The following is a 24604-nucleotide window of genomic DNA, read 5'->3' as shown; positions in this document are numbered from 1 at the left end:
TGTGATGTCCAGGGAGGTTGTTTCTGGATTCGGGCGACACGCGGTCGGAGTTAGGGGCCGAGGAAGGCCTCCGGTTGTGGAGTGGAGTTGTCGAGAAACCACTTCCTACCGGAGGCCTTCGTGACCCACGCTAACGCCCTGCTGACCCCGCGAGCACGTCTGCGCCTGGCGCGTCTGGTGGTCGAGTCCGGGTGGACCATCACCAGCGCCGCGAAGATGTTCATGGTCTCGCCCCGCACAGCCGGCAAGTGGGCCCACCGCTACCGCACCGAGGGGCCCGCGGGCATGACCGACCGGTCCTCACGCCCGCGCCGCAGCCCGCACCGGACCCCACGACCCGTGGTCAAGCAGATCGTGGGCCTGCGGTGGCGCCACCGCCTGGGCCCGGCGCAGATCGCCGGGCGCCTGGGTATGCCGGCCTCGACCGTGCACGCCGTCCTGGTCCGGACCAGGATCAACCGCCTGTCCCGGATCGACCGGGTCACCGGCGAACCGATCCGCCGCTACGAACACGAGTACCCGGGTTCGTTGATCCACGTCGACGTGACCAAGTTCGGCAACATCCCCGACGGCGGCGGGCACCGCTACGTCGGCCGCCAGCAGGGCGCAGCCAACAAACTCGCTACCACCGGCCTGCCCCGCGGCGCGGACTACAAGCCCCGCACCGGGACCGCGTTCCTGCACACCGTGATCGACGACCACTCCCGGGTCGCCTACGCCGAGATCCACACCGACGAGAAGGCCGACACCGCAGTCGGCGTCCTGCACCGCGCGACCGCCTGGCTGGCCGAACACGGCGTGAGCGTCCAGCGGGTCCTCTCGGACAACGGGGCGGCCTACCGGTCCCACGCCTGGCGTGATGCCTGCGCTCAGCTCGGTATCAAGCACAAGCGCACGCGCCCCTACCGGCCCCAGACCAACGGCAAGATCGAACGCTTCCACCGCACCCTGGCCGACGGCTGGGCCTACGCCCGCCGCTACACCTCGGAGACCGAACGCCGCGACGAGCTACCCGGCTGGCTGCACTACTACAACCACCACCGCGCCCACTCAGCGATCGGCAACCAACCACCCATCACCCGACTGAACAACCTCCCTGGACATCACAGCTAGGCCTGCCGGGCCACCTCGGCTGGGTCGGCTGGTCGCCGGGGAAAGGCATGCGCAGCGGGGTGGGTAACGGAGAGGTAGCACTGCTACCTCTCCGTTACCCACCCCGCTGTATGTGCCTTGCCCCGCGCCCGGTGTGGTGTCAGAGGACGAGCTGACCCGTGCTGGCGGCCCACATGAGCGCCGAGGCGGCGGCGATGAGCACCGAGCACAGCACGTAGACCCAGATCCACATCCGGTGCCCGGCGACGCGCAGCAGCACCGCCAGCCCGAACGCGGCCGTCCCGAGGACCGGCGCGGCGAGGAACGGGTCGCCGCCCTGCGCGTCCTGGGTGAGCAGCACGTACCCGGCGGCCAGGAGCAGCAGCCGGGGCACCCAGCGCAGCAGGGCACCCAGCACGCGCAGCGCGCGCGGCCGCTTGCGCGGCGCGGGAGTGTTCACCGGGGGCCGTGCCTGCGTGCCCGGCTGGGCCGACGGCGGGCGGCCCGGCTGCACGCTCTGCGGCCGCGCGGCGGCGGACCGCTTCCCGGCGGGCTGCCGGGCGGGCTGGGGCGCGGCCTGCGTTCCGGGCTGGCGCTGGGCCGGTGTGCCGGGCTGGCGCTGGGGCTGCCGCGTCGGCTGCGCGGCAGGCTGGCGCTGGGTCTGCGTGGGCCGGCGCGGTGCCGGGGTGCCGGACGTGCGCGCCGGCTGCGTGCCGGCCCGGGCACCGCCGGCCTGTCGTGGCGGCTGCCCGGCGGGCAGCGTCGGCATCGGGCGGGTCGCACGCACCGACTCCGCGGGCCCGGCCTGCTTCGGGGTGGGCCCGAGGTGCTTGACCGAGCTCTTGCGCGGTTGGTACGACTGCGGCGGCGGAACCTGGCTGCGCACCACCTGTGTCGCCGCGGCCGACGCGGGTGCCGCGCCGGAACCCGCCGCGGGCGACCCGACCGGGGTCACGGACCGCGGCCGGCTGGTGACGGGCGCCCGCTTGCTCGCCGGAGCCGGCTCGGGGCTGCGGAACGTGCGCCAGCCGCGGAGCGTGTCGGCGTGCCCGTCGGGCGGGGTGGTGACCCGCCAGCGCATCGCCTGCCAGATCCAGTCCTTGATCTCGGCCGGGGTCCGGCCGCCGGCCACCTCCGCGCCGATCTCCGCGATGTGGTTCGCCACGACCTGCTCCGCGGCGCCGTCGAACCCGTCCGCGTGCACCTCCGTCAGCACGCTCATCAGCGCCCGGTCGTACACGAGGGCGTGCCAGGGCTCCGGGACGCGCGTGGGCGTGATCTCGTCCGCCCGGTCGACGTCCCGCTGGAACAGCTTGGTGTGGCCCCGGCCTGGCAGGATGTCCGTCGCGGGGAGAGCCGCGACCTCGGCCGCGGTCACGCCGTCGATGACGAGCTGCGAGGTGAGCAGCAGCGTCGGGTCCGGCGTCGTGCTGGCGATCCGGGCGCGCACCACGCTCGCGATGTTCTCCAGCGGCGGCCGGTGGTTCGGCTGGTAGCGGGTCATGGCCAGCACCAGGGACTGCAGGTGCTTGTCGATGACCGGACGCTCGGGCAGGGGGTCGTCGTCCGGGACGACGCCGGCCGGCTCCTCCTCCACGAGGTCGGCGGGCGTCAGGTCCCGGCCCAGGAAGTTCAGGTCCAGCGGCAGCTCGCCCGTGCTCGCGTACACGAGCAGCAGACCCAGGCTGTACACGTCGGACCGGGGGTGCACCCGGCGCCCGAACAGCTCGGGCGCCATGTAGGCCATGGTCCCGGCGGGCTGCGTGGAGGTCGCGGCGTCGAAGACCTTGGCGATGCCCAGGTCGATCAGCACCGCGCGGTCGCCGTCGACCATGATGTTCGCCGGCTTGAGGTCGCGGTGCAGGCAGCGCTCCTCCTGCAGCACGAGCAGCGCGTCGACGATCTGCCGGGCCAGGCGCAGCGCCTCGGGGCCGGACAGCGGCCCCTCCTCGCGCACCCGGTCGCGCAGCGTGGTGCCGGGCACGAGCTCCATCGCGAACCACGGCTGCGTCGCGTCCAGGCCGGCCTCGACGAACCGCGGGAAGCCCCGGCCGTCCAGGCGTTCCAGCAGGTGCGCCTCCTGCGCGAAGCGCTCCCGGGCGTCGTCGTGCAGCCCGGTGAGGACCTTGAGGGCGACCTCGGTGCCGTCGTCGGCCTGTGCCTGGTAGACGTGCGCGAACCCGCCGTGACCCAGCGCCTCGGCCAGCGTGAACCGGCCCAGGCGCTCGCCGCTGGCGGGGATCCGCCGCACAGGCCGCATCGGCAGGGCGGCGGCGCGGGGAGCGGGGGCGGGCGCTGGCTCGGCGACGGGTTCGGGCTCCGGCGTCGGCTCGGGCTCGACAACCTCGACAACCTCCGCGACCTCGTCGGCCGGCGGCGCCGGGACAGGCTCGTCGGCGGGCAGCGCGGGGACCGGCGCGGACTCCCCGGCCGACTCGGCCTCGCCCGGCTCGTCGTCGCCGCTCGGCTCAGGCTCAACCGCGTCAACCGCGTCAACCGCGTCGACCTGGTCGGCCTCGGCGGTCGGCGGCGCGGGAACCGGCGGGAGTTCTGCGGTCGGTTCCGGGGCCGGCGGTGCGGGGACCGGCGGGAGCTCCGGGGTCGGCGTGGGGGCTGCTGCGGGCCCGGGATCGGTTGACGGGACCGGACCGGGGCCGACGGCCGCTGGCGCGACCTCGCCGACGCCGGGTGCTGGTGACGTCATGCCGGAAAACCTACCAGCGGACGGACTCCGATCAGAGAAAAGTCCACCCCTGACTTCACCCCGGTCCGCGACCCGTTGACCACAGCAGTCGCTGCCGCGGCGGCCACCGATCCGGCAGCAGCTGCTGTGGTCGACTCACACGCCCTGACCGCGGTACCAGCGGATCTTTTCCCGGAGGCGCTCCTGCTGGCCGCGGAGCGTGTCGATCGACTCCTGCACCCGCCGGTCGTGGTCCTCCAGCAGCGCGACGCGCGCGGCCAGCGTCGCCTCGTCGAGCGACAGCTCGGCGTAGCGCTTGAGGTCCGCGATCGGCATACCGGTGTCGCGCAGGCAGTGCACCAGGTCGAGCCAGCCCAGGTCGTCCTCGGTGTACGTGCGGTGCCCGCCCGACGTCCGCGCGATGGGCCGCAGGATGCCTTCGCGCTCGTAGTACCGCAGCGTGTCGATGCTGAAGCCGGAGACCTCGGCGGCCTGCGCGGGCGAATACGTGATCATCCTCAGATCCTCCCCTTGACCTGGAGCGCGCTCCAGGGATTTCGCTGCTCCCATGACCACCGCACATCCCATGACCACCACACAGCACACCCCCGCCGAGCGCCTCGTGCTCGGCGCCATGACGTTCGGCACCGCCGTCGACGAGGCCACGGCGTTCGACCTCCTGGACCGGTTCGTCGACGCCGGCGGCCGCTGGATCGACACCGCCGACTGCTACGCCTTCTGGGCGAGCGAGTCCGGTTACGGAGGCCAGAGCGAGGAGGTGCTCGGCCGCTGGCTCGCCGCGCGCCCCGGCATGCGCGACCGCGTGCTGCTCTCCACCAAGTTCGGGGCCGAGCCGCGCGACGCCGCGCACTGGCCCGCCTCGCGCACGGGCCTCGCGCCCGCCGCGATCCGCGAGCAGATCACGGGCAGCCTGCGCCGCCTCGGCACCGACCACGTCGACCTCGCCTGGGCGCACATGGAGGACCGCTCCGTTCCCGTCGAGGAGACCGCCGACGCCTGCGCGGCCCTCGTGTCCGACGGCGTCGCGGCCCGGATCGGCACGTCCAACCACCCGGCGTGGCGCGTCGAGCGGGCACGCCGGCACGCCGCCGGGCAGGACAAGGAGCCGTTCAGCGTGGTCCAGCACGCCTACAGCTACCTCCAGCCGCGCCCCGGCACGCTCACCGGCAACCACCGGTTCGGCTGGCTCGACGACGAGCTCGTCGACCTGGCCGCCGTCGAGCGCCTGGACGTCTGGGCGTACACGCCGCTGCTGTCGGGCGCGTACGACAACCCGGTCAAGCCGATCCCCGAGGTCTTCGACCACCCGGGCACCACGCGGCGGCTGGCCGTGCTCGACGACGTCGCGGCCGAGCTGGGCGCGACCCGCGGCCAGGTGGTGCTCGCCTGGCTCGCGTCCCGCGGCATCCACCCGATGCTGGGCGGCAGCAAGCCCGCCCAGCTCGACACGGCGGTCGCCGCCCTGTCGCTGCCCCTGAGCGAGGCCCAGGCGACCCGGCTCACGACCGTCGACGTCACCCCGCCCACCGCCTGACGGGCGGGGGACCGGGCGAGGTCAGGAGAGGTCGATCGAGACCGGTTCGAAGGGGGTCGCCTCCGGGTAGCTGCCGCCCCAGAGCTTGGCGCCGTCCTCCGTGAGCTCCACCTGCGCCCAGGTGAGGCGGGCGCCGTCGGCCGAACGCTCCGGTGCGCCCGCCAGGCGGAACGCGACCGTGCGCACGTCCGACTCGCGATCCCGGATCGACATGGTCCAGTCCGCGCCGCCGTCGGCGGGTGCGACGACCTCGATGTCGGCGACCTCGCCCACGAACGAGCCGAAGTGCCCGATGAAGATCACGGAGCCCGTGAACGCGAACGACGAGGAGTCCGCGGACACCTCGGGCGTGCGTCCCGGGTCGAGCGGGAAGTGGAACGAGGCGCCCGTGCCGCCCACGGCGTCGTCCTGCACGATGCGGCCGCCCGGCGCCCCCATCACGTACATCAGCAGGCTTGCCTTGATCTCCCAGTCCAGATGAGCCACGCGAGAACGGTACTCCTACCTGGGGATTCGTACGGCGTCGTCGCCCTCCGGCGACCCGGGGAAAGGTGTACTCCACCGGGCAGGTAACGCTGAGTGAGCACTGCTAGCACAGCGTTACCCACCTGGAGGGCTACACCTTTCCCCGGAGGTCCCGTGCGCCCGGCGTCCATCCGGGCCCGTCGGGGCCGGGTCCCGGTCGCCGCGCGTTCACGGGCGCGTCGCCGGGCCGACGGCGGCGGGCCTTGCCCCGGCCACCGGGCCCGTCCAGGCTCGGGCGCATGAGGACCAACCCCCGCGGCGCCGCAGCCGCCCGTACCGCAGCCCTTGCCGTGACCCTCGCGGGTGCGCTCGCGCTGGGCGCCGCGCCGTCAGCCCTGGCCGCCGACGCCGCCGGTGCCGCCCCGGCCGCCGATGCCGCGAAGGCCGCCGGCCACCACCGCACGTTCGACCTCCAGGCCCACCGCGGCGGCATCGCGCTCACCGTGGAGAACACGCTTCCGGCCTTCGACAACGCGCTCGCGCTGGGCGTCAGCACGCTCGAGCTCGACGTGCAGATCACGCGCGACGGGTATGCCGTCGTGACGCACGACCGCGACCCGAGCCCGGCCAAGTGCGTCGACACCGAGCCCGCGTTCCCGGGCGACCCGCAGTTCCCCTACGTGCCGAACAAGACGTACATCAAGGACCTCACGCTCGCGCAGGTGCGCACCATCGACTGCGGCTCGCTGCGCCAGCCTCAGTTCCCCGGGCAGGAGCTGCACCCGGGCGAGCGCATGCCGCTGCTGTCGGAGGTGCTGGCCCTGGTCAACCGCCACCGCGCGCACCAGGTCATGCTCAACATCGAGACCAAGGTCGAGGCCGGCGCCCCCGAGCAGACGGCGCCGCGCGAGCAGTTCGTGCAGGTCGTCGCGCGCGAGGTGCGCAAGGCTCGCCTGGTCGACCAGGTGACGATCCAGAGCTTCGACTGGGGCTCGCTCATGCGGATGAGCGAGGTCGAGCCGCGCTTCGGCCTGGTGGCGCTGACCAACGGCCAGCAGTTCCTCCAGGTCGGCGTCGACGGCGTGTCGCCGTGGCTCGGCGGCCTCGACATCGACGACTTCCCGGGCTCGATCCAGCAGAAGTTCGTCGCCGCGGCCGCCTCGTTCGGCGCCGACGCCGTCTCGCCCGTGCACGGCGACCCGCAGGGCGGCGGCGTGACCGACCCCGGCTACGTCCCCTTCACCACGCCCGAGCTCGTCCGCGCCGCGCACCGCGCCGGCATGGACGTCGTCCCGTGGACCGTCGACGACCGCGCCACCATGGAGTCGCTGCTGGACATCGGCGTCGACGGCCTGATCACCGACCGCCCGGACCTGCTCCGCACGATCATGAAGGAGCGCCACCTCAAGCTCCCCAAGCGCTACTGACCGGACCGGGCCCGGCGGAGGCGCGGCGGGGGCGCGGCCCGCTCGCCGCAGGATGGTCGGTAGAAGGTCAGGTGGTCGGCAACCCGGGTTGCCGACCACCTGACCTTCTACCGACCACTCACCTCGGGGCTCAGCCAGCCGGGCTCAGCCCGCAGCCTCATCGGCGGCAGCCGTCGGGCCTGGGGCTGCCCTGCGGCGCTCGCGGCGGCCGCGGGCCAGCTCCGTCGCCAGGGCGTCGAGCGGCTGGGCGAAGGTGTCCTCGAACCGGGCGAGCCAGGCCTGTGCGGCCGCGGTCCCGGTGTCGTCCACGGCGTACAGGCGGCGCGTGCCCTCGGCGCGCACCCGCACCAGTCCGGCCTCGCGCAGCACCTTCAGGTGCTGCGAGACCGCCGGCTGCGTGATGCGCACGCGGGCCTGCAGGGCGGCGACCAGGGCGCCCGCGGGCTGCTCGCCGGTGGCGAGCAGCTCCATCAGCCGACGGCGGACCGGGTCGCCGAGCGCCTCGAACACCCCGGCGCGCGCGGTGTCCAGGGCCGCGTCCCGCGCGCGACCGCCGGGGGAGCCGCCGTCGGCAGCCGCGTCGCGGCCGAGCGCACCGCCGCCGTCGGCGGGCCGGTCCCCGAAGCCCGGGCCGCTGCCGCGCCGCCGGGCGGCGGCGGGCACTCAGGCCTCCGGCTGCGTGGTGTAGAACGCCACGGTGCGCTCGCCGGCGGCGCGGGCCCGGTCGGCGTCCTCCCCGGAGGCGATGGCGGCGTCGGCCCAGTCCGTGCTCGCCAGCCTGACGAACTCGACGCCGACGGGGGAGAGGGTCCACGACTCGAACTCGGTCGCGTCGTTGTCGGAGCGCGTGGCGAGGTGCAGGCCGAGCCCCACCAGGGACAGGTCCCAGCCCACGCCGACGGCGCCGGGGCCGTACTGGGTCCAGAAGTCGGGGTCGACGACGGCCTCGTGCACCAGCTCGAGCGTGGTGCCGTCGTCGGCCGGGCTGAGGGAGACCTGCACCCAGGAGACCTGGCCGCCGAACTCCCAGGTGACGGCGAAGCTCTCCGGGGCGTCGCAGCGCTCGACGAGGCCGCCCGCCTGGCCCTCGAACTGGTAGCGGCCGCCCACGGCGAGGTCGCCGCTGACGGGCAGGAACCAGCGGGGGAGGCGTTCGGCGGACGTCAGTGCGTTCCACAGGTCGTCCTGGTCGGCGCTGTACGTGCGGCGCGCGACCGCGATCTTGGTCGGGGTGCCGTCCCGGCTGCCGTCGCGGACCTCGCGGGTCATGAGGCCGGCGGTCGCGACCGGGTCGATGGTGCTCGTGCTGGTCATGATCTGTCTCCTTGTATAAGCGGGCACTTATTTATCGCACACGACGGGGGTGTCGCGCAAGGCACGCTCGTTAGAAAAAGTGTGCCAAGCGCGTCGCGCCACGAGTGTCGGTATGGGGGAGCAGGTTCCGGACACAGCCCGGAGGCCGGGGACCGGGCCGGCCCCGCCGGGATCACTCCACGACGGGCACGACCACGCACAGCTCGAACGTGTCCCGGCCGCGGCGCAGCAGGTAGCGGATCCGGTCCGCCGTCGCCTCCGAGGCGTTCTCGTCCTTGAAGCTCCACCGCACGTCGACCCACAGCAGCGCGTCGCCCACCTGCTCGACGGCCTTGATCTCCGGCACGGCGGCGACCAGCCCCTGCTCCCGGTAGCCCGCGAGCATGCCGCCGAGCTCCGCCCGGGCGGCCTCGGCGTCGGGCAGCATGACCGAGCGTTCCGCACCCACGATCACCGACGGGTAGGCGAGGCCGTCGGCGAGGGCGTCGAGGTCGCCCGACCCGAGCGCGACGCCGTAGCCGACGAGGAACGCGAGCAGGTCTTCGTGGTCGTACGGGGTGCTCGTCATGCCCTCACGGTAGGCGGACGCCGACCGCCCCACCACCGCGTCGAGCGGCGCCGCCCCGGGAGTCAGCGGGCGGCGTGGGCCAGGGCCTGGTCCAGGTCGCCCCAGAGGTCCTCGACGTCCTCCAGGCCCACCGACAGGCGCACCAGGTCCGGCGAGATGCCCGCCTCCTTGCGGGACACCTCGTCCATGATCCGGTGGGTCAGCGAGGCGGGGTGCTGGATGAGGCTGTCCACGCTGCCCAGGCTCACCGCCGGGGTGATCAGCCGGACGGCGGACACGAGCGCCACCGGGTCGGCCGACGTCTCGAACGACACCATGGCCCCGCCGATGCTCGGGTAGTGCACCCGGGTCACCCCCGGGTGGTCGGCGAGCCGGCGTGCCAGCTCCGCCGCCGTGGCCGACGCCCCGTGCACCCGCACCGCGAGCGTCGACAGGCCGCGCAGCAGCTCGTACCCCGCCATCGGGTGCAGCATCGCGCCCGTGACGAACCGGATCTGCCGCAGCGACCGGGCCACGTCCTCGCCACAGGCGACCACGCCGCCCATGACGTCGCCGTGCCCGCCCAGATACTTCGTGGCGCTGTGCAGCACCATCGCGGCCCCCTGCTCCAGCGGGTGCTGCAGCACCGGTGTGGCGAAGGTGCTGTCCACCAGCACCGGGACCGGCGCGCAGGCGTCGGTCAGCGCCCGCAGGTCCACCTCGTCCAGCGTGGGGTTGGCCGGCGTCTCGACCACCACGAGCCCGGTCCGGGCCGTGATGGCCGACGCCGCGTCCTCGGGCGACGCCCACGTCACCGAGGTGCCGAGCAGCCCCGAGTCGAGCAGGTGGTCCGTCGTGCCGTACAGCGGCCGGACGCCGACGACGTGCGGGCGGCCCGCCGCGACCTGGGCCAGCAGGCACGCCGACAGTGCCGCCATGCCGGTCGAGAACGCGACGGCCGCCTCGGCACCCTCGAGCTCGGCCAGGGCGTTCTCGAACCGGCGCACCGTCGGGTTGGCGACGCGCCCGTACACCGGCGGGCCGCCGTCGTCGTGCCCCTCGGCGAACTCGTCCAGGCGCGTGGCCTCGCCGACGACGTCGTACGACGGGTAGGTGGTGGACAGGTCGATGGGCGGGGCGTGGAGCCCGAGGGCGGCGAGGTCGTCCTTGCCGGCGTGGACGGCGCGCGTGGTCCAGGAATGCAAGCTCATGGGTGACTATCGGCATTCGTCCTGTCGGACGGCGTCGGGACGTGCTACATATTCGGCCCATGACCCAGAACGTGCTCCTGGATTCGGTGGACCGGGCGCTGCTGCTCGAGCTGCAGAACGACGGACGCCTCTCCAACAAGACGCTCGCGCAGCGGGTCGGCGTCGCGCCGTCGACCTGCCTGGCGCGCGTCCAGCGGCTGCAGAACGCGGGCGTGATCCGCGGGTACCACGCGGCGATCGACCCGGCCGCCGTCGGGCGGGGGCTGCAGGCCATGCTGATGGTGCGGCTGACCACCCATTCCCGGCCCCTGCTGGGGCCGTTCGTCGAGTGGGTGCGCCGGCTGCCGCAGACCCGCGCGGTGCACCACGTGTCGGGGCCGGACGACTTCCTGATCAACGTGGCCTGCGCCGACACCGACGAGCTGCAGCGGCTCGTGCTCGACTTCACCGCCCGCGGCGAGGTGGGGCGCGTGCAGACCGACCTGGTGTTCTCGTCCTGGACCTGCGGCCCGGTCACCCCGGCGGAGTGACCCCCGACGTGTCAGACGTACAGATCCCTCTGGTGACCTGTACGTCTGACACGGGGCGTGGGGTTCAGAAGGCCTGCGCGAGCAGGTCGGCGAACAGGGCGTCCGCGTCGACGTCGAGCCCGCGGGCGATGAACCAGTCGCACACGGTGCGGCAGTCGCGCAGCAGCACGTCGCTGGAGAACGGGTTGGCCGCCAGGTCCACCACCTGCGGCAGGTCGATGATGACCAGCCGCTCGCCGTCGGCCAGGATGTTGTACGGCGACAGGTCGCCGTGCGCGAAGCCCAGCCTGGCCAGCACCGACATGCCGTGCGTCAGCTGCTCCCAGTAGGACTCCAGCAGGTCGTCCGACGGCCGCACCCGGGTCAGGCGCGGCGCGGCGATCGCCTGGGTGCGGCCCAGGTCGTCCGTCTCCTCGGTGCCCACGAACTCCATGAGCACCTCGGTGCCGTCGATCTGCACGGGGTAGGGCACGGGCGCGCCCGCCTCCCAGACCGTGCGCAGGGCGACGAACTCGGCGTCCGCCCACTGGGTGGCCGACACCGCGCGACCCCAGGCGGACTTGCGGTCCTCCATGGCGCGCTGGTCGCGGGTGCGCCGCACCGTGCGGCCCTCGGTGTACTCGGAACCGCGGTGGAACTGCCCGTGCTCCAGGCTGCGGTACCGCTTGGCCACGAGCAGGCAGCGCGTGGCCGCCTGGTCGAGGGTCAGGTCCGGCGTGGAGTCCACGCCGGCCGGGACGGCGCGCTCGATGAGGAACGCGTCGGCCTCCTTCCCGGTCTTGAGGATGCCGAGCTCGGTGTCGATCGCGGCGTCCCGGGTGACCACCCAGTCGGGCAGCGGCTCGGGTCCGCGCTGCCCCTTGGCGACGGAGCGCCAGGTGGACCAGCGCTGCCCGGGACCGGGCTGGGTGGGGTCGGTCAGGTCGTGCTGGTTCCTGACGACGTCGGCGGCGGTGTGCCGGCCGGCGTCGTCGGAGGTGGGGTAGTAGCCCTCCAGGTCCTCGCGGCTGACGCGCACGCGCTGGGCGGACCGGCGTTCCGTGGCGGCCGACCGGTCGCCGGACGACGTGCTGCCCTTGCCTGCTGCGTGGATGAGGGCGGCGGAAGGTGATTCGGGAAAACGGGGCAAGTCGGTGCTCCTTGATGCTGGAGCATCGCCGGATCAAGCCCGGGTGCTCCTGGTGACAGTGGCGTCTGCTGCCGCGGAGGCAGCTGCGCGAACGACGTCGTCCATCACTGCCTCCTTCCTGTCCGCACCGTGCCCGAACGCACGTGCCGGAGCTGATCTGTCCTGCTGGCTTGGCCGGTCAGCGAGCGCCTCGAGGGGTGGCCCGATGACCGTGCGAGGAGCATTGCACGCGGCGGGTGCGGGGCGCACCTGTTTTTTCCGCGGCTCAGTTTCGGCACTGTGCTGGGGGGCTCGGCACTGTGGCTGAGGGTTCGGCACTCTGCCGGGGCGTTCGGCACTCTGCCTGAGCTCGGCACGGTGCCGGGGCACTCGGCACACTGCCGGGGCGCTCGGCACTCTGCCTCAGTGCTCGGCACTTGGCATCGAGATCGGTCCAGGCCTGGACCGATCTCGATGCCAACTGCCGAGTCTGCCGGGCAAACTGCCGAGTCCGCGGGGCAAACTGCCGAGCCTGCTGGGCAAACTGCCGAGCCTGCTGGGCAAACTGCCGAGGATCAGTGCGGCTGCCGAGTCTGCGGGCCAGCTGCCCTGGTCAGGACGGCGGTAGCAAGGGGTTGATGCGTGCCTGCCGCACCACGTCGGGTGGCAGGTGGGCGGTGAGGCGGGCGAGCATCGCAGGGACGTCGCCGCGGTCGGACGCCGCGACGCGTTCCACGGTGATCCCCGCCCTGCGGATCGCCTCGGCGCGATTCTTCTCGTTCATGAACTCGCGTGCAGGGTCGTGACCTGCGCCGACGCCGTCCGGCCGGTACTTGACCAGGCCGTCGAACTCGATGCCCAGGCTCCACTGCTCGTAGCCGAGGTCGGTGTGGAACAGGCCGCGGTCGGTCGACACGGGCATCTGGGTGACAGGTCTGGGCAGGCCGGTCCGCAGCATCTCGTAGCGGACCCAGGTCTCCCAGGGTGAGTCCGAGCCGCCGTCCGCCAGCTCGACGACCAGCCGGGCACGCCGGACGCCGCGCCGCTCGGCCCAGTGATCGAGTTTCGCCAGGAGCTCGGCACGGTCGACGCCCTGGCCCAGCGCGAAGTCGGCGACGACGAGAGCCTCCAGCGGGTGGAGTGCCAGGGCGCAGTCGACGACGGTGCGCGCGAGCGACGTCGCCGGAAGGCCGTGCGCGCTGACGACGTCGTCGGCCGGAACGGTGCCCACGTGTCGCACGACGTCCTTCGCCGCGCGGCTCGACGGGCGGTAACGCTGGTAGACGTGCGTGCGGTCGGGCACGGTCCAGACGGGGCAACCCAGGAGCAGCGCCGCCGTCGTGTGGCTGAACACCACCTCCGATCGCAGCTGCCGGTGCAGCGCCCGGGCGCGGGCGAGCTCCCGGTTCCGCTTCTCGCGCGACGCCGAGGAGGGGCCGTCGGCACGGATAGCGTCCGGGATGCAGTAGGCGCCCCGGCGGATACGCGTCAACGAGCCTTGGCGGCTCGCGAGCGCCAGCTGGTTCTTGTCCTGTTCGCGTGCCAGGAGCACTTCGGGGACGGCGACGCCGTCCTGGGTTGAGGTCATTTTCATGTGCACGAGCGTGCCGGGCGGGCAGCACTCAGGTGCCTGCGTGCCGGACGTCCTGTGCACAAGTCGGCGTCGACCCCGCCTGTGGTCGTGCTCGAACCGTTCCGCCGCCGTCCCGAGGTGCTCCCGCGCGGCGGATCGCGGTCCTGACTTGTTCGTGTGGCGTGTGGCGTGTGGCGTGTGGCGCGTGGTGCTTGGCCCGAGGCCCGAGGCCCGAGGCCGTGAGCAGGTCAGAGTCGGCACCCTGTTGCGCGCTCCATGCACCCGCACCTTCGGCAGTTTCCTGAGTGCTCGGCACTTGGCATCGAGATCGGTCCAGGCCTGAGCCGATCTCGATGCCAAGTGCCGAGTTCGCGGTGCAAACTGCCGAGTCCGCCGGGCAAACTGCCGAGTCTGCGGTGCAAACTGCCGACGGTCAGGCCGGGCTGCCGAGTTCGCGGTGCAAACTGCCGAGCCCGCGGGGCAAACTGCCGAGGGCCACGCCCCCCGCGTCAGTTCTCCTCCGAGCTCCAGGGGAGCGCGTCCTCGAGCGACTGCCAGAGCGAGTCCCGGACGTCCTCGGTGGTGTCCTGGACGCCCTGCTCCAGGTCGTCCTGGATCTGCTCGCGCTGCTGCTCGAACGAGTCGCGCGCGTCCTGCGTCACCTGCTGCGCGTAGCCGACCACGCCCTGCACGGCGATGACGATGACCCACACCACGACGACCACCCAGAGCGGCCAGGTGCGGCCGCCGCGGCGCGAGCGCACCGCGCGCACCAGGTTGACCAGCGCGGACGCCACGATGCCGAGCAGCGGGATGGAGAGCTCCGCCATGCGCGGCGCCCACTCCGGGTCCAGGCCCATCGTGGCCACGGCGATGTCGCCGAGCGCGGCGAAGAACGGCAGCTCGGCGGCGCTGGGCATCGCGTCGAAGCCCGGGATCAGGCGCACGAGCTGGTACAGCGCGATCGCGAGCAGCACGCGCGGGATCCAGCCGGCGACGGTCGCCAGCGCTCGCGCGCCGCCGCCACCGTCCGAGTCCCGCTTCCGTGAGTCCCGGGCGTCGCGCGCGTCAGCGTCGTCCCGCCGCGACGCCGCGGCGGCCGGCACCGGCGGCTGCACCGGCCCGGTCGGCTGGGGCCTCGCCGGCTGCCCCGCCGGCTGCCCCGGCCCCGTCGGCTGGAATGGCGGCCGCTGGTTCGGCTGCGTGCCGGTCGTCCCGGGCTGCTGCGCGGGCGCGGGCGCGGTCCGGGCCGACGCCGCGGCGGCCGCCGCGCCCGGCCGGAACGACGGCGCGACCTGCGTCGGCTGCTGCTGCTGCGCGACGGGCGCCATGCGCTGCGCGGACGTCACCCGCTGGGCGGTCCCGGTCGTCTGACGGCGCGGCACCGACGTCGTCGGGCTGCCGGGCAGGGGCAGGCCGTGGCGCTGCCGGTAGGCGGCCCAGCCGTCGAACGTGTCGGAGTACCCCTCGGGCGTGAACGCCGGGGCCCACCGCATCGCGGCCCACAGGTAGTCCTTGATCGCGGCGGGCGCGCGCCCGCCGGCCCGCTGCGGCCCGACGGCGGCCAGGTACGTCGAGATGACCTCCTCGGCCGCGCCGTCGAACCCGTCGCCGTGCACCTGGTGCAGGCGGCCCATGAGCTGCTGGTCGTAGACCAGGTTGGTCATCGGCTCGCCCGGCTGCACGGGGTTGCTCGCGAGCACGCTCGTGGGCGCCACGGTGGCCGACGCCGCGCTGCCCGTGAGCACCTCGGTGACCAGGCCGCGCTCGATCGTGGTGGCGCCCGCGGCGGCGAGCAGCGCGGGGTCGAGCCGGGCGCTGTCCGTGGCGAGCTGGGCCACGGTGCGCGACAGGTTGTGCAGCGGCGGACGGTCCTCGGGCCGGTGCCGCGTCATGGCCAGGACCAGGGGCAGCAGCCGCTGGTCCACGGGACCGACGTCGGCGGCCGTGAGGTCGCGGCCCGCGAAGTTGAGGTCGTTCGGCAGCTCGCCCGTGGCGAGGAAGATCAGCAGCAGGCCCAGGCTGTACACGTCGGAGCGGGCGTGCGGCTTGCGCACGAACAGCTCGGGCGCCATGTACGAGATGGTGCCCGCCGCGTGCGTCGACGTCGTGGTGCCGTGGCCCTTGGCGATACCCAGGTCGATGAGCACGTACCGGTCGGGCGCGGCGATGATGTTGGCCGGCTTCACGTCCCGGTGCAGGAAGTGCTCCTCCTGGAGCACCGCGAGCGCGTCGAGCACGTCGTCGGCCACGCGGAGCACCTCGTGCACCGGCAGCGGGCCGTTCGCGGCCAGGCGCTGGGACAGCGTGGGACCCGGCACCAGCTCCATGGCGAACCACGGGGTGGGGTCGCCCAGGCCGGCCGCGACGAGCTGCGGGAAGCCCCGCCCGGCGAGGCGTTCCAGCAGCGCGGCCTCGCCGATGAACCGGTCCAGCGAGCCGGACTCGGTGTTGGTCAGGACCTTCAGCGCGACCTCGCCGCCCTGGCCCGTGGCCCGGTACACGTGGGCGAACCCGCCGTGGCCCAGCGAGTCACCGAGCTGGAACGGGCCGAGCATCTCGCCCGTCGCGGGAATCCGCGGCGCCGTGGGCGCCCCCTGGTAGCCACCCGGGTACCCGGCCCCGTTACCGGCCGGGGCACCAGCCCCGGGCCCGACGGCGCCCCCGTGCGCCGCGACGTGCGCGGGCGCCACCACGTTCGTGGCCTCCGACGGCCCGGCGGGCTGGACCACCCGCGTCGGCGCGGTGGGCGGCGGCACGACCCCCGTCGGCGGCAGCGGCCGCGTGGACGGCGTCGGCACGACGGCGGTCCGGTCGCCACCCCCGACCGGCTGTCCGGCAGGGCGTGCGGCCGTCATGGGGGTGGTCTCGTCGGACAAGCAGGGTCTCCTCAGCAGCGCACCGGGACTACCGGTTGGACGTGAGAAACGCTATCAGCGTCACGCGCCGCACCGGGGCCCGGTGCCCAGGTCGTGACCTTGCCCGGCCGGCCTTTCGCCGCCCGTGACCTGCCCGTGCCCTACCGGCGCGCTGCCCGTGCCCTACCCGTTCCCGCCGGGCAGCGCGTCCTCGAGCTGGTCGGTGACGCTGTCGGTCGCGTTCTGCTTGGCGTCCTCGACGCCCTTGTCGATCTCCTGCTGCACGGCGTCCTTGGCGTCCTGCTTGGCGTCCTCCACGCTCTCGTCCACCGAGTTCTGGACGTCCTGCTTCACGTTCTCGGTCGCGTCCTGGGCGAAGCCCACGATGCCGCCGACGGCGAAGACCACGATCCACGCGACGATCACCAGGGCGTGCGGCCAGACCGCCAGCGACGTGTTCAGCGAGCGGATCATGTTGAAGAGCGCGGCCAGCGCGATGCCGAGCACCGGGATCGTCAGGTTCGCGGCCTGGTCCGACCACTCGGGGTTGAGGTTGAGCATGCCCAGCACGCCGTCGCCGATCCCACGGAACAGCGGGAACTGCGCGACGTCGGGCATGACGTCGAACCCGGGGATCAGCCGCACGAGCTGGTAGGCGCCGAGCGCGAGCAGGATCCGCGGGATCCACGCCAGGACGGCGCCCGCCATCGAGCCGCCCCCACCCGAGTCGTCCTCGCGGGTGCGCCGCGGCGGCGTCGGCTGACCCGACTGCGGGCCGAAACCCTGCTCGAACGGGTTGGGCGGGGTCTGCTGGCCCTGCTGCGGGTACCCGGCCGGCTGGCCGTAGCCCTGCTGCTGCCCGTAACCGGGCTGACCCGGCTGCCCCGGCTGGCCCTGACCCGGGTAGCCCGCCTGCTGGCCCTGCCCGTAGCCCGGCTGGCCCGGGTACCCGGGCTGCTGGCCATAACCCTGCTGGCCGTACCCCTGCTGCCCGTACCCGGCCTCGCCCGGGAAGGCCGCCGGTGACTGCACCTGCGTCGGCTGCTCCGTCTCGTAGGGACGGTACGGCCGCGCGGGCGGGGGCGTCGCGGACCGGTAGTCGCGCTGCTGCGCTCCGGCGGGCGGCAGGAGCTGGGTCGACTCGTCGACGCCGGAGGCGCCGCGCGGCGGCGGCATGACCTGCGTGGACTCGTCGATCGGCGAGCCGCCGCGCGTCGGCGGGAGGAGCTGGGTGGACTCGTCGACCGGGGACGCGCCGCGCGTCGGCAGCATCACCTGGGTCGACTCGTCCACCACGGAGCCCTGCCGCGGGGGCGGCATGATCTGCGTGTGCTCGTCGACGGGGGAGCCGCCCTGTCCTCCCGCGGCGCGCTGTCCAGCAGCATCACCCGGTGCGAAGGAGCTCATCCGCTGCGTCGCGTCATACGATGACGGGGCGCCGGGCTGCCCCGGGCGAGCGGGCGGTCGCTGGATCTGCGTCGGGTCGGCCGCCGCAGGAATACGGCGGGTCTGGTCGTCGGACACGCAAGGGCTCCTCGGTCGTTGTCCTGGTTGCGACAGGTTGCGCGAGAACCTACCAGGTGGGGTGAATGCCCCGTTGGGCTGGCCAGCCGGCCGATCATGTCCGACCCTTGCTTCGGGGGCGAACCCGCCGCGCCGTCCGCCTACCCAGGAACTTCGGAGGAAACGCATGAGCTCTGACACCGTGCCCCGCTGGCCCCGGATCGACGCGATCGTCCGGGAGGACGGCTCAGGTGAGGTGACGATCGACGGGACGTTCCACCCGATCGCCACCGGCAGCCTGGAGGAGGCACGGGTGGAGGTCCTGCGGCGGGTGACGGAGAACGCCGCCCAGATCGGCCGGCCGGTGCGGGCCTCCGCGACCGGCCCCGAGGGGCTCTGGAACCTGATCGTGCACCCGGACGGCACCGTGGTACCGGAGGAGGACGAGCTCGCGCCGCCGTCGTCGCCGACGCCGCAGGCGCCACCAGCCGCCGCGCCGCCCGCGGCGACACCGCCGGCGGCCGCGCCGCAGGAGCCCACCACGGGGCCGGGAACCATCCCGGCCCCCGCGTTCGAGGGCGTCCCGGTCGCGGACCTGGCCCCGGGCGGGGACGCCGAGCCCGCCGACCCGATCGACACGGACACGGTGCGCCGCGCCCCGCGGACCCCCGAGCTGCCGGACGCCGCGCAGGCGCCGTCGGACCTCGCCCTGGGCGGGCCCGCCCAGGGCGACCTGCCCACCATCCCGGTCCCGTCCGGCGGTGCGGACGCCGACGGCGACGCGGGCGTGGCCGACTGGGTCCGCGAGAACGCGGCGCAGGACGGCCCGGGCAACGGGTCGAACGGTGCCCACGGCGGCATCCCGGCCGCGATCCCCGGCAGCGTGGCGAGCCCCGTGTCGGCTCCCGTGGACGCCGTGCCGACCGCCGGCTACGGCGGGCCGGACGCAAGTCTGTCCGACCCGGCGTCGGCCCCCGTGCCGGCGGGCGAGCCGAGCGCGCCGCGCTCCCGCCGCGAGGCGCGCCAGTCGTTCCTCACGCACCAGCAGGACGAGGACCCGGCCACGCAGGGCTTCCGCGGGATGCTGACCCGCATGGGCATCCGCGTGGGGCCCAGCGAGTCGGAACGGCTCGAGCGCGCCGACGAGCGCGCGGTGAGCCAGCACTGGCCCGGCCCGCGCACGATCTCGATGGTGAACGGCAAGGGCGGCGCGGGCAAGACGCCGTCGACGGTGCTGCTCGCGGCGGTGTTCGCGCAGTTCGGGGGCGCGGGCGTGGTGACGTGGGACAACAACCAGACCCGCGGGACGCTGGGCTGGCGCACCGAGCAGGGCCCGCACGAGTCGACGCTGCTGGACCTGCTGCCGCAGACGGACCGCCTGCTGGGGCCGTCGGCCCAGGCGGCCGACCTGGCGCGGTACGTGCACCACCAGACGCGCGACCGGTTCGACGTGCTGCGGTCCAAGCCGATCGCCATGGCCAACGAGCAGCGCATCGAGCCGCAGGACGTGGACGCGATCCACTCCGTGCTCTCGAAGTACTACCGGATGATCCTCATCGACTCCGGCAACGACGAGTCCGACCCCATGTGGCAGCGGATGATCGACCTGACGGACCAGCTCGTGGTGGCGACCACCACGCGCGACGACCACGCCGAGGCCGGGGCCCTGCTGCTCGAGGCGCTCGGCACCCGCGACGGCCGGTCGGCCTACCTGGCGCAGCAGGCCGTCGTCGTCGTCAGCCAGGCCGACCAGAAGGAGTCCTCGGGCGAGCTGGAGAAGGTGGCCGACGGCTACCGGTCCCTGGCCCGCGAGGTCGTGACCATCCCGTTCGACCCCGCCATGGTCGACGGCCACCTGCGGTACGGCGCGCTGCGCCCCGAGACGCGGCGCGCCTGGCTCGCCGCCGGCGCGGCCGTGGCCGGCGGTCTCTGACCGGTCGCCCCGGCGACCGAACAGCTGCAACGACGGACCGGCCCCCGCCCAGGATCTGGGCTGGGGCCGGTCGACGTCGGGGCGCGGGCCGGGCCCGCGGCGGGCTCAGCCCGGGAAGAGCGCGAGCACCTGGTTCCACACCGCCATGGTGTCGTAGCCCATCTCGTTGAGCAGGGCCCACACGATGCCGATGATCGCGTAGAGCGACACGGGGATGAGGAAGATCCACTCCCGGACCGACCCGGCGTCGCCCAGGATCGGCAGCGAGAGGTTGCCGCCGGAGCGCCAGATCATGTCGAGCTCCAGGCCGCGCCCGTCACGCATCCAGCGGGGGCTGCGGAACTTCAGCGGCCACAGCAGCGGCACGCCGTTGGTGGTGATCATGTCGCCGAGGATGTGCACGGTGCAGCCCAGCGCCACGCTGAACGGCATCCAGAACCACTCCTCGGGCGCGAAGATCGCGATCAGCACCGCCAGCGTGACCGACGTGGTCCACGGCAGCAGCTTGGTGTCGCGCGTGATCTTGAGGGCCTTGAGGGCGAACGCGACCAGCAGCACGCACATGATGCCCGGGCCGATCAGGATCGAGCCGATCTGCTCGTTGCCCGTGTCGATGCTCAGGAAGCTGAGCCCCCAGGCGATGGCCGTGAACACGGCGATGCCGAGGATCGAGTGCGTGCCCTTGCGGTGCCCGCCCGAGACCGCCTCGATGACCTTGACCACGCCGTTCGACACCGGCTTGAGCGAGTTCGCGATGGTGCCCGAGTGATGGTCGGCGTCCGGCAGGAGCGCGGCCCCGGCGCAGACGAGCGCTCCCGCGATCACGCCGGTGTCGGTCACCGGATACCAGCCGAAGGCGATCGGCGTCGACGCGGTGACCGCTACCCAGGCCGCGGCTCCCGTCGCGGCGTGGTTGCCTCCCATCATGGTGGTGTGCGCTCCAGTTCCCGGGGTCTCCCCGAATCGGCAGTTTGGCCTTCTGACCAGGTCTGTTCCTGGCCGGGGCACACCCTAGCGCGGGCCACCGACACCAAGCCGGAGGTGCGCGCCGCGCGTCCTGCGCTCGCGTGAGGTCAGGCGCCCGTCACGTACGCGTAGTGGTGGAAGTTCTGGTCGCGCACGAAGCCCTCGGACTCGTACAGCCCCTGCGCGGCGAGGTTGTCCCACGCGGTGGCGAGCGAGACCCGGATGGCCCCGGCCTCCTTGGCCAGGCGGCAGGTCTCCTGCACCAGGGCGCGCGCTCCGCCCGTCCCGCGCGCGGCGGGGGAGACGAACAGGTCGTTCAGCACCCACGACCGGCTCAGGCTCACCGACGACCACGTCGGGTAGCTCTGCGCGAACCCCACGATCCGGGCGTCCTCCGCGGGATCCGCGCCCTCCGCGGCCACCTCCGCGACGAGCAGCACGCTGTCGCCCGCGTCGCGGCGCGCGGTCAGGTAGGCCCGCGCCTCGGCGTCGGGCACCTCCTGCCCGTAGAACCACAGGTACTGCCGGAACAGGTCGACCACGGCGTCGACGTCCTCGTCGGTCGCGGGGCGCACATCAACAGACACGACGCGATCATGTCAGGCCGACCCGGGTGGGCGCCATGATGTTCCGCGATACCGAAAACGGTACAGAACTGGTAAAGGGCGACTCGGGCCGGAACACGCCGGTCCCCGCGACGGTTGACGCAGGCGATGAACACCACGCCGCGCCTCTCCGTCCTCGACCTCGTGCCCGTCCGCTCGGGCCAGACCAGCGCCCAGGCCCTGTCGGCCTCGCTCGACCTGGCGGCGCTCGCCGACCGGCTCGGCTACGAACGCTACTGGTTCGCGGAGCACCACAACATGGCGGCGGTGGCGGCGTCGTCGCCGCCGGTCATGATCGCCGCGGCCGCCGCGCGGACCGAGCGCATCCGTGTGGGCTCGGGCGGCGTCATGCTGCCCAACCACGCCCCGCTCGTGGTCGCCGAGCAGTTCGCGGCGCTGGAGGCCGTGGCCCCCGGCCGCATCGACCTCGGCATCGGCCGCGCCCCGGGCAGCGACCCCGTGGTCACCTCGCTGCTGCGCGCCACGGGGCCGACGGCGGACGTGGACCGGTTCCCGCAGCACGTCACCGACATCCTGAGCCTCATGGGGCCCGACGGCGCCCGGCTGCGCCTGGTCTCGGGCGACATCTACGACGTCCGCGCGACGCCGGCCGCCGCGAGCGTGCCCACGGTGTGGCTGCTGGGCTCCAGCGACTACTCGGCGCGGCTCGCGGCCGAGCTCGGGCTGCCGTACGTGTTCGCCAACCACTTCTCCGGGCAGGGCATGGACCAGATCCTCGCGCTGTACCGCGACGGCTACCGGCCGTCGGAGGAGCACCCGGAGCCGCGCACGTTCGTGACGGTCAACGCGGTGGCCGCGCCGACGTCGGACGAGGCGCACGACCGCGCCCTGCCGCAGCTGCGCCAGATGGCCCGCCTGCGGTCCGGGCAGAAGCTCGGCGCGCTGGAGACGGTCGAGGAGGCGCTGCGCGCCACGCGTGACGAGCCGGCCGACGGCATGCTCGCCCAGTCGATCGAGGCGATGCGGGCCCGCTGGCTGATCGGCGACGCCGGGCACGTGGCCGCCGAGGTGCGCGGCCTGGCCGAGCGGCACGGCGTCGAGGAGGTCATGCTCGTCCCCGTCGCCGGGTCGCGCGACGACGAGCCGCTGGAGGCCACCTTCGGCCGGGCGCAGACGCTGGAGCTGGTGGCGGGCGCGCTGAGCGCCTGACGACCCGCCGGCCGCGGCCGGCGCGGCGCCGCCTGAGCGGGCACCGCAGGGGTGCCGGATCCTCGGATCCGGCACCCCTTCTCGTACCCGGGGCTTGTCCCGCCGGGGGAGCGGGTGCATAGTGGGAACGTCAACCAACTGGTTGGTTGGCCCAGCCGGAACCGCCACCGAGGAGCCCCATGTACACCGTGCCCGACCAGACCGGCCGCACCGTCGTCGTCACCGGCGCAAACAGCGGCACCGGCCGCGAGGCCGCCAAGCGCCTGGCCGCCGCCGGCGCCCGCGTGGTCCTCGCCGTCCGCAACCCGGAGAAGGGCGCCGACGCGCTCGCCGAGGTGCTCGCCACCCGGCCAGGCGCGCAGGCGGAGGTGCGGCTCCTGGACCTCGCCGACCTGGCGTCCGTCCGGGCCTTCGCGGACGGGCTCGGGCGCGACCTCGGCCGGCTCGACACCCTGGTGAACAACGCCGGCGTGATGGCGACGCCGCAGCGCTACGCGACCGCCGACGGTCACGAGCTGCAGTGGGGCACCAACTTCCTGGGCCCGTTCGCGCTCACCAACCTGCTCCTGCCGCTCCTCCTGGCGGCGCCCGCGCCGCGCGTGGCCACCATGAGCTCCGGCGTGGCCAACGCGGGCCGCATCGACTTCACGGACCTCGACTGGGAGCGCCGTCCCTACCGCACCTGGGCCGCCTACGGGCAGTCCAAGCTCGCCGACCTGTACCTCGCGCGGCACCTCGCGCACCTGGCCGGACGCCGCGGCTGGGCGCTGGTGAGCACGGCCGCGCACCCCGGCTTCACGCGGACCAACCTCCAGGTCACGGGCCCGAGCATGGGCAAGGAGCAGCCGGTGCGCTGGTCGCCGGGGAGCGTCCTGCCCTCGATGGAGGCGCCCGAGGGCGCGGGATCGGTCCTGCTGGCGGCCGCCGACCCGGCCGCCTCCTCCGGCGCCTACTACGGGCCCCGGTTCGGGCTGACCGGGGACCCCCGCCCGGCGCGCCTCAACCGGCGCATGCGGGACGACGCGACGGCGGCCCGGCTGTGGGCCGTCGCCGAGGAGATCACCTCGACCGCCGTCCCGGTCGGATGAACGGCCCGACGAACGGCCCGGCCGCCGGCGGCGCGGCGACGGCGGACCTGCCCGCCCGGCCCCACGTGCCGGACCAGACCGGGCGCACGGTCGTGGTCACGGGGGCCAACAGCGGCACGGGACGCGAGGCCGCCAAGCGCCTCGCGGCCGCCGGGGCGCACGTGGTCCTCGCCGTCCGCGACCCCCGGAAGGGCGCCGAGGCGCTCGCCGAGGTGCTCGCCACCCGGCCCGGCGCGCAGGCGGAGGTGCGGGTGCTCGACCTCGCCGACCTCACCTCGGTCCGGGCGTTCGCGGACGGGCTCGCACGCGACCTGGACCGCCTCGACACGCTCGTCAACAACGCCGGCGTCTCGGTCCCGCCGCGGCGGTACCTGACGGCGGACGGCCACGAGCTGCAGTGGGGGACCAACTTCCTGGGCCCGTTCGCGCTGACCAACCTGCTGCTGCCGCTGCTCCTGGCGGCCCCGGACCCGCGCGTGGCCACGATGTGCTCGTACGCCGCCAACCAGGGCCGCATCGACTTCGACGACCTGGACTGGGAGCGCCGCGAGTACCGGGCGCTGCCCGCCTACGCGCAGTCGAAGCTCGCCGACCTGCACCTCGCGCGGCACCTCGCCCGCACCGCTGGGCGCCGCGGCTGGGCCCTGGTCAGCACGGCGGCCCATCCCGGCCTGACCCGCACGAACCTCCAGGTCACCGGGCCGAGCATGGGGCGAGAGCGGCCGGTGCGCTGGGGGAGCGGGCTGCTGCCGATGGCGGCCCCCGAGCACGGCGTCGGCTCGCTGCTCGTGGCCGCCACCCGGCGTGACGTCGCCCAGGGCGCCTACTACGGGCCGATGTCCGGCCTGGCCGGGCCGCCGCGGCGCGCCCTGCTCAACCGGCGCATGCGCGACGACGCGACGGCGGGGCGGCTGTGGGCCGTCGCCGAGGAGGTCACCTCCACCGCCCTGCCGGCGGCCCGGAGCTAGGCTGAGCG

Annotated in this window: 21 protein-coding genes; 8 read left to right on the top strand and 13 right to left on the bottom strand. The window is 74.0% G+C overall.

The window, feature by feature from the left end:
* The first annotated feature begins 120 nt into the window (after positions 1–120).
* Positions 121–1113 carry an IS481 family transposase gene (locus H291_RS0128005; RefSeq protein ID WP_084468493.1) on the top strand — a complete coding sequence of 331 codons (993 nt, stop codon included), beginning with the start codon at positions 121–123 and terminating at the stop codon, positions 1111–1113.
* Between the two features lie 139 nt (positions 1114–1252).
* On the opposite strand, the gene H291_RS33090 is transcribed toward H291_RS0128005, so the two are convergent.
* Both H291_RS33090 and H291_RS0127995 read right to left on the bottom strand, forming a co-directional pair.
* Complete coding sequence (locus H291_RS33090; protein WP_026366208.1) at positions 1253–3796, bottom strand: serine/threonine-protein kinase; 2544 nt, start codon at positions 3794–3796, stop codon at positions 1253–1255.
* A gap of 135 nt (positions 3797–3931) precedes the next feature.
* Positions 3932–4291 (bottom strand): MerR family transcriptional regulator, encoded by a 360-nt coding sequence (locus H291_RS0127995; RefSeq protein ID WP_020018348.1) that lies wholly within the window; start codon positions 4289–4291, stop codon positions 3932–3934.
* 52 nt (positions 4292–4343) lie between these two features.
* Here H291_RS0127995 and H291_RS0127990 point away from each other — a divergent pair, with 52 nt between their 5' ends.
* Positions 4344–5330 (top strand): aldo/keto reductase, encoded by a 987-nt coding sequence (locus H291_RS0127990; RefSeq protein WP_232216194.1) that lies wholly within the window; start codon positions 4344–4346, stop codon positions 5328–5330.
* A 21-nt stretch (positions 5331–5351) separates the two neighbouring features.
* On the opposite strand, the gene H291_RS0127985 is transcribed toward H291_RS0127990, so the two are convergent.
* Positions 5352–5816: an HtaA domain-containing protein gene (locus H291_RS0127985; RefSeq protein ID WP_020018346.1), complete on the bottom strand. Its 465-nt coding sequence runs from the start codon at positions 5814–5816 to the stop codon at positions 5352–5354.
* Positions 5817–6094: 278 nt separating this feature from the next.
* Here H291_RS0127985 and H291_RS0127980 point away from each other — a divergent pair, with 278 nt between their 5' ends.
* On the top strand, positions 6095–7222 hold the full coding sequence (locus H291_RS0127980; protein ID WP_084468491.1) for a glycerophosphodiester phosphodiesterase family protein: 1128 nt from the start codon (positions 6095–6097) through the stop codon (positions 7220–7222).
* Positions 7223–7366: 144 nt separating this feature from the next.
* Here the strand turns inward: H291_RS0127980 and H291_RS34740 are convergent, their stop codons facing one another.
* The 4 genes from H291_RS34740 to H291_RS0127960 form a co-directional block, all read right to left on the bottom strand.
* The gene (locus H291_RS34740; protein WP_020018344.1) at positions 7367–7885 is read right to left on the bottom strand and encodes an ArsR/SmtB family transcription factor; all 519 of its coding nucleotides are present in this window, start codon (positions 7883–7885) and stop codon (positions 7367–7369) included.
* Positions 7886–8536, bottom strand: coding sequence for an SRPBCC family protein (locus H291_RS0127970; protein ID WP_020018343.1), 651 nt, complete (start codon positions 8534–8536; stop codon positions 7886–7888). It lies immediately after the preceding gene.
* Positions 8537–8708: 172 nt separating this feature from the next.
* The gene (locus H291_RS0127965) at positions 8709–9104 is read right to left on the bottom strand and encodes a hypothetical protein (RefSeq protein WP_157237403.1); all 396 of its coding nucleotides are present in this window, start codon (positions 9102–9104) and stop codon (positions 8709–8711) included.
* Positions 9105–9166: 62 nt separating this feature from the next.
* Positions 9167–10294: a trans-sulfuration enzyme family protein gene (locus H291_RS0127960; RefSeq protein WP_020018341.1), complete on the bottom strand. Its 1128-nt coding sequence runs from the start codon at positions 10292–10294 to the stop codon at positions 9167–9169.
* A 59-nt stretch (positions 10295–10353) separates the two neighbouring features.
* Here H291_RS0127960 and H291_RS0127955 point away from each other — a divergent pair, with 59 nt between their 5' ends.
* Positions 10354–10824: an Lrp/AsnC family transcriptional regulator gene (locus H291_RS0127955; RefSeq protein WP_020018340.1), complete on the top strand. Its 471-nt coding sequence runs from the start codon at positions 10354–10356 to the stop codon at positions 10822–10824.
* Between the two features lie 64 nt (positions 10825–10888).
* On the opposite strand, the gene H291_RS0127950 is transcribed toward H291_RS0127955, so the two are convergent.
* The 4 genes from H291_RS0127950 to H291_RS34365 all read right to left on the bottom strand — a co-directional run bounded on the left by H291_RS0127950 (position 10889) and on the right by H291_RS34365 (position 17770).
* Positions 10889–11953 carry a serine protein kinase RIO gene (locus tag H291_RS0127950; RefSeq protein ID WP_232216193.1) on the bottom strand — a complete coding sequence of 355 codons (1065 nt, stop codon included), beginning with the start codon at positions 11951–11953 and terminating at the stop codon, positions 10889–10891.
* 592 nt (positions 11954–12545) lie between these two features.
* Positions 12546–13526 (bottom strand): hypothetical protein, encoded by a 981-nt coding sequence (locus tag H291_RS33085; protein ID WP_232216192.1) that lies wholly within the window; start codon positions 13524–13526, stop codon positions 12546–12548.
* A gap of 488 nt (positions 13527–14014) precedes the next feature.
* Positions 14015–16384 (bottom strand): serine/threonine-protein kinase, encoded by a 2370-nt coding sequence (locus H291_RS0127940; RefSeq protein ID WP_157237402.1) that lies wholly within the window; start codon positions 16382–16384, stop codon positions 14015–14017.
* Positions 16385–16546: 162 nt separating this feature from the next.
* Positions 16547–17770, bottom strand: coding sequence for a hypothetical protein (locus tag H291_RS34365; protein ID WP_198012607.1), 1224 nt, complete (start codon positions 17768–17770; stop codon positions 16547–16549).
* Between the two features lie 283 nt (positions 17771–18053).
* Here H291_RS34365 and H291_RS34735 point away from each other — a divergent pair, with 283 nt between their 5' ends.
* A complete protein-coding gene (locus tag H291_RS34735; RefSeq protein WP_020018337.1) occupies positions 18054–19799 on the top strand; it encodes a hypothetical protein in 1746 nt (581 codons plus the stop codon).
* Between the two features lie 105 nt (positions 19800–19904).
* Here H291_RS34735 and H291_RS0127925 read toward each other — a convergent pair whose 3' ends face one another.
* Together H291_RS0127925 and H291_RS0127920 are read right to left on the bottom strand one after the other, a co-directional pair.
* A complete protein-coding gene (locus H291_RS0127925; RefSeq protein WP_232216191.1) occupies positions 19905–20723 on the bottom strand; it encodes a metal-dependent hydrolase in 819 nt (272 codons plus the stop codon).
* A 149-nt stretch (positions 20724–20872) separates the two neighbouring features.
* Positions 20873–21352: a GNAT family N-acetyltransferase gene (locus tag H291_RS0127920; protein ID WP_026366204.1), complete on the bottom strand. Its 480-nt coding sequence runs from the start codon at positions 21350–21352 to the stop codon at positions 20873–20875.
* 126 nt (positions 21353–21478) lie between these two features.
* Between H291_RS0127920 and H291_RS0127915 the strand changes: the two genes are divergently transcribed.
* The 3 genes from H291_RS0127915 to H291_RS0127905 all read left to right on the top strand — a co-directional run bounded on the left by H291_RS0127915 (position 21479) and on the right by H291_RS0127905 (position 24596).
* Positions 21479–22540: an LLM class flavin-dependent oxidoreductase gene (locus H291_RS0127915; protein WP_020018334.1), complete on the top strand. Its 1062-nt coding sequence runs from the start codon at positions 21479–21481 to the stop codon at positions 22538–22540.
* Positions 22541–22719: 179 nt separating this feature from the next.
* Positions 22720–23628, top strand: coding sequence for an oxidoreductase (locus tag H291_RS0127910; RefSeq protein WP_020018333.1), 909 nt, complete (start codon positions 22720–22722; stop codon positions 23626–23628).
* Positions 23625–24596: an SDR family oxidoreductase gene (locus H291_RS0127905; RefSeq protein WP_020018332.1), complete on the top strand. Its 972-nt coding sequence runs from the start codon at positions 23625–23627 to the stop codon at positions 24594–24596. Before H291_RS0127910 ends, H291_RS0127905 begins: the two co-directional genes overlap by 4 nt.
* Positions 24597–24604: the final 8 nt, after the last annotated feature.

It is taken from the genome of Promicromonospora sukumoe 327MFSha3.1, from assembly GCF_000385135.1.
GTDB lineage: Bacteria > Actinomycetota > Actinomycetes > Actinomycetales > Cellulomonadaceae > Promicromonospora > Promicromonospora sukumoe_B.
The sequence above is the reverse complement of the archived record's forward strand: the minus strand, read 5'-3'. Positions and strand labels throughout refer to the sequence as shown.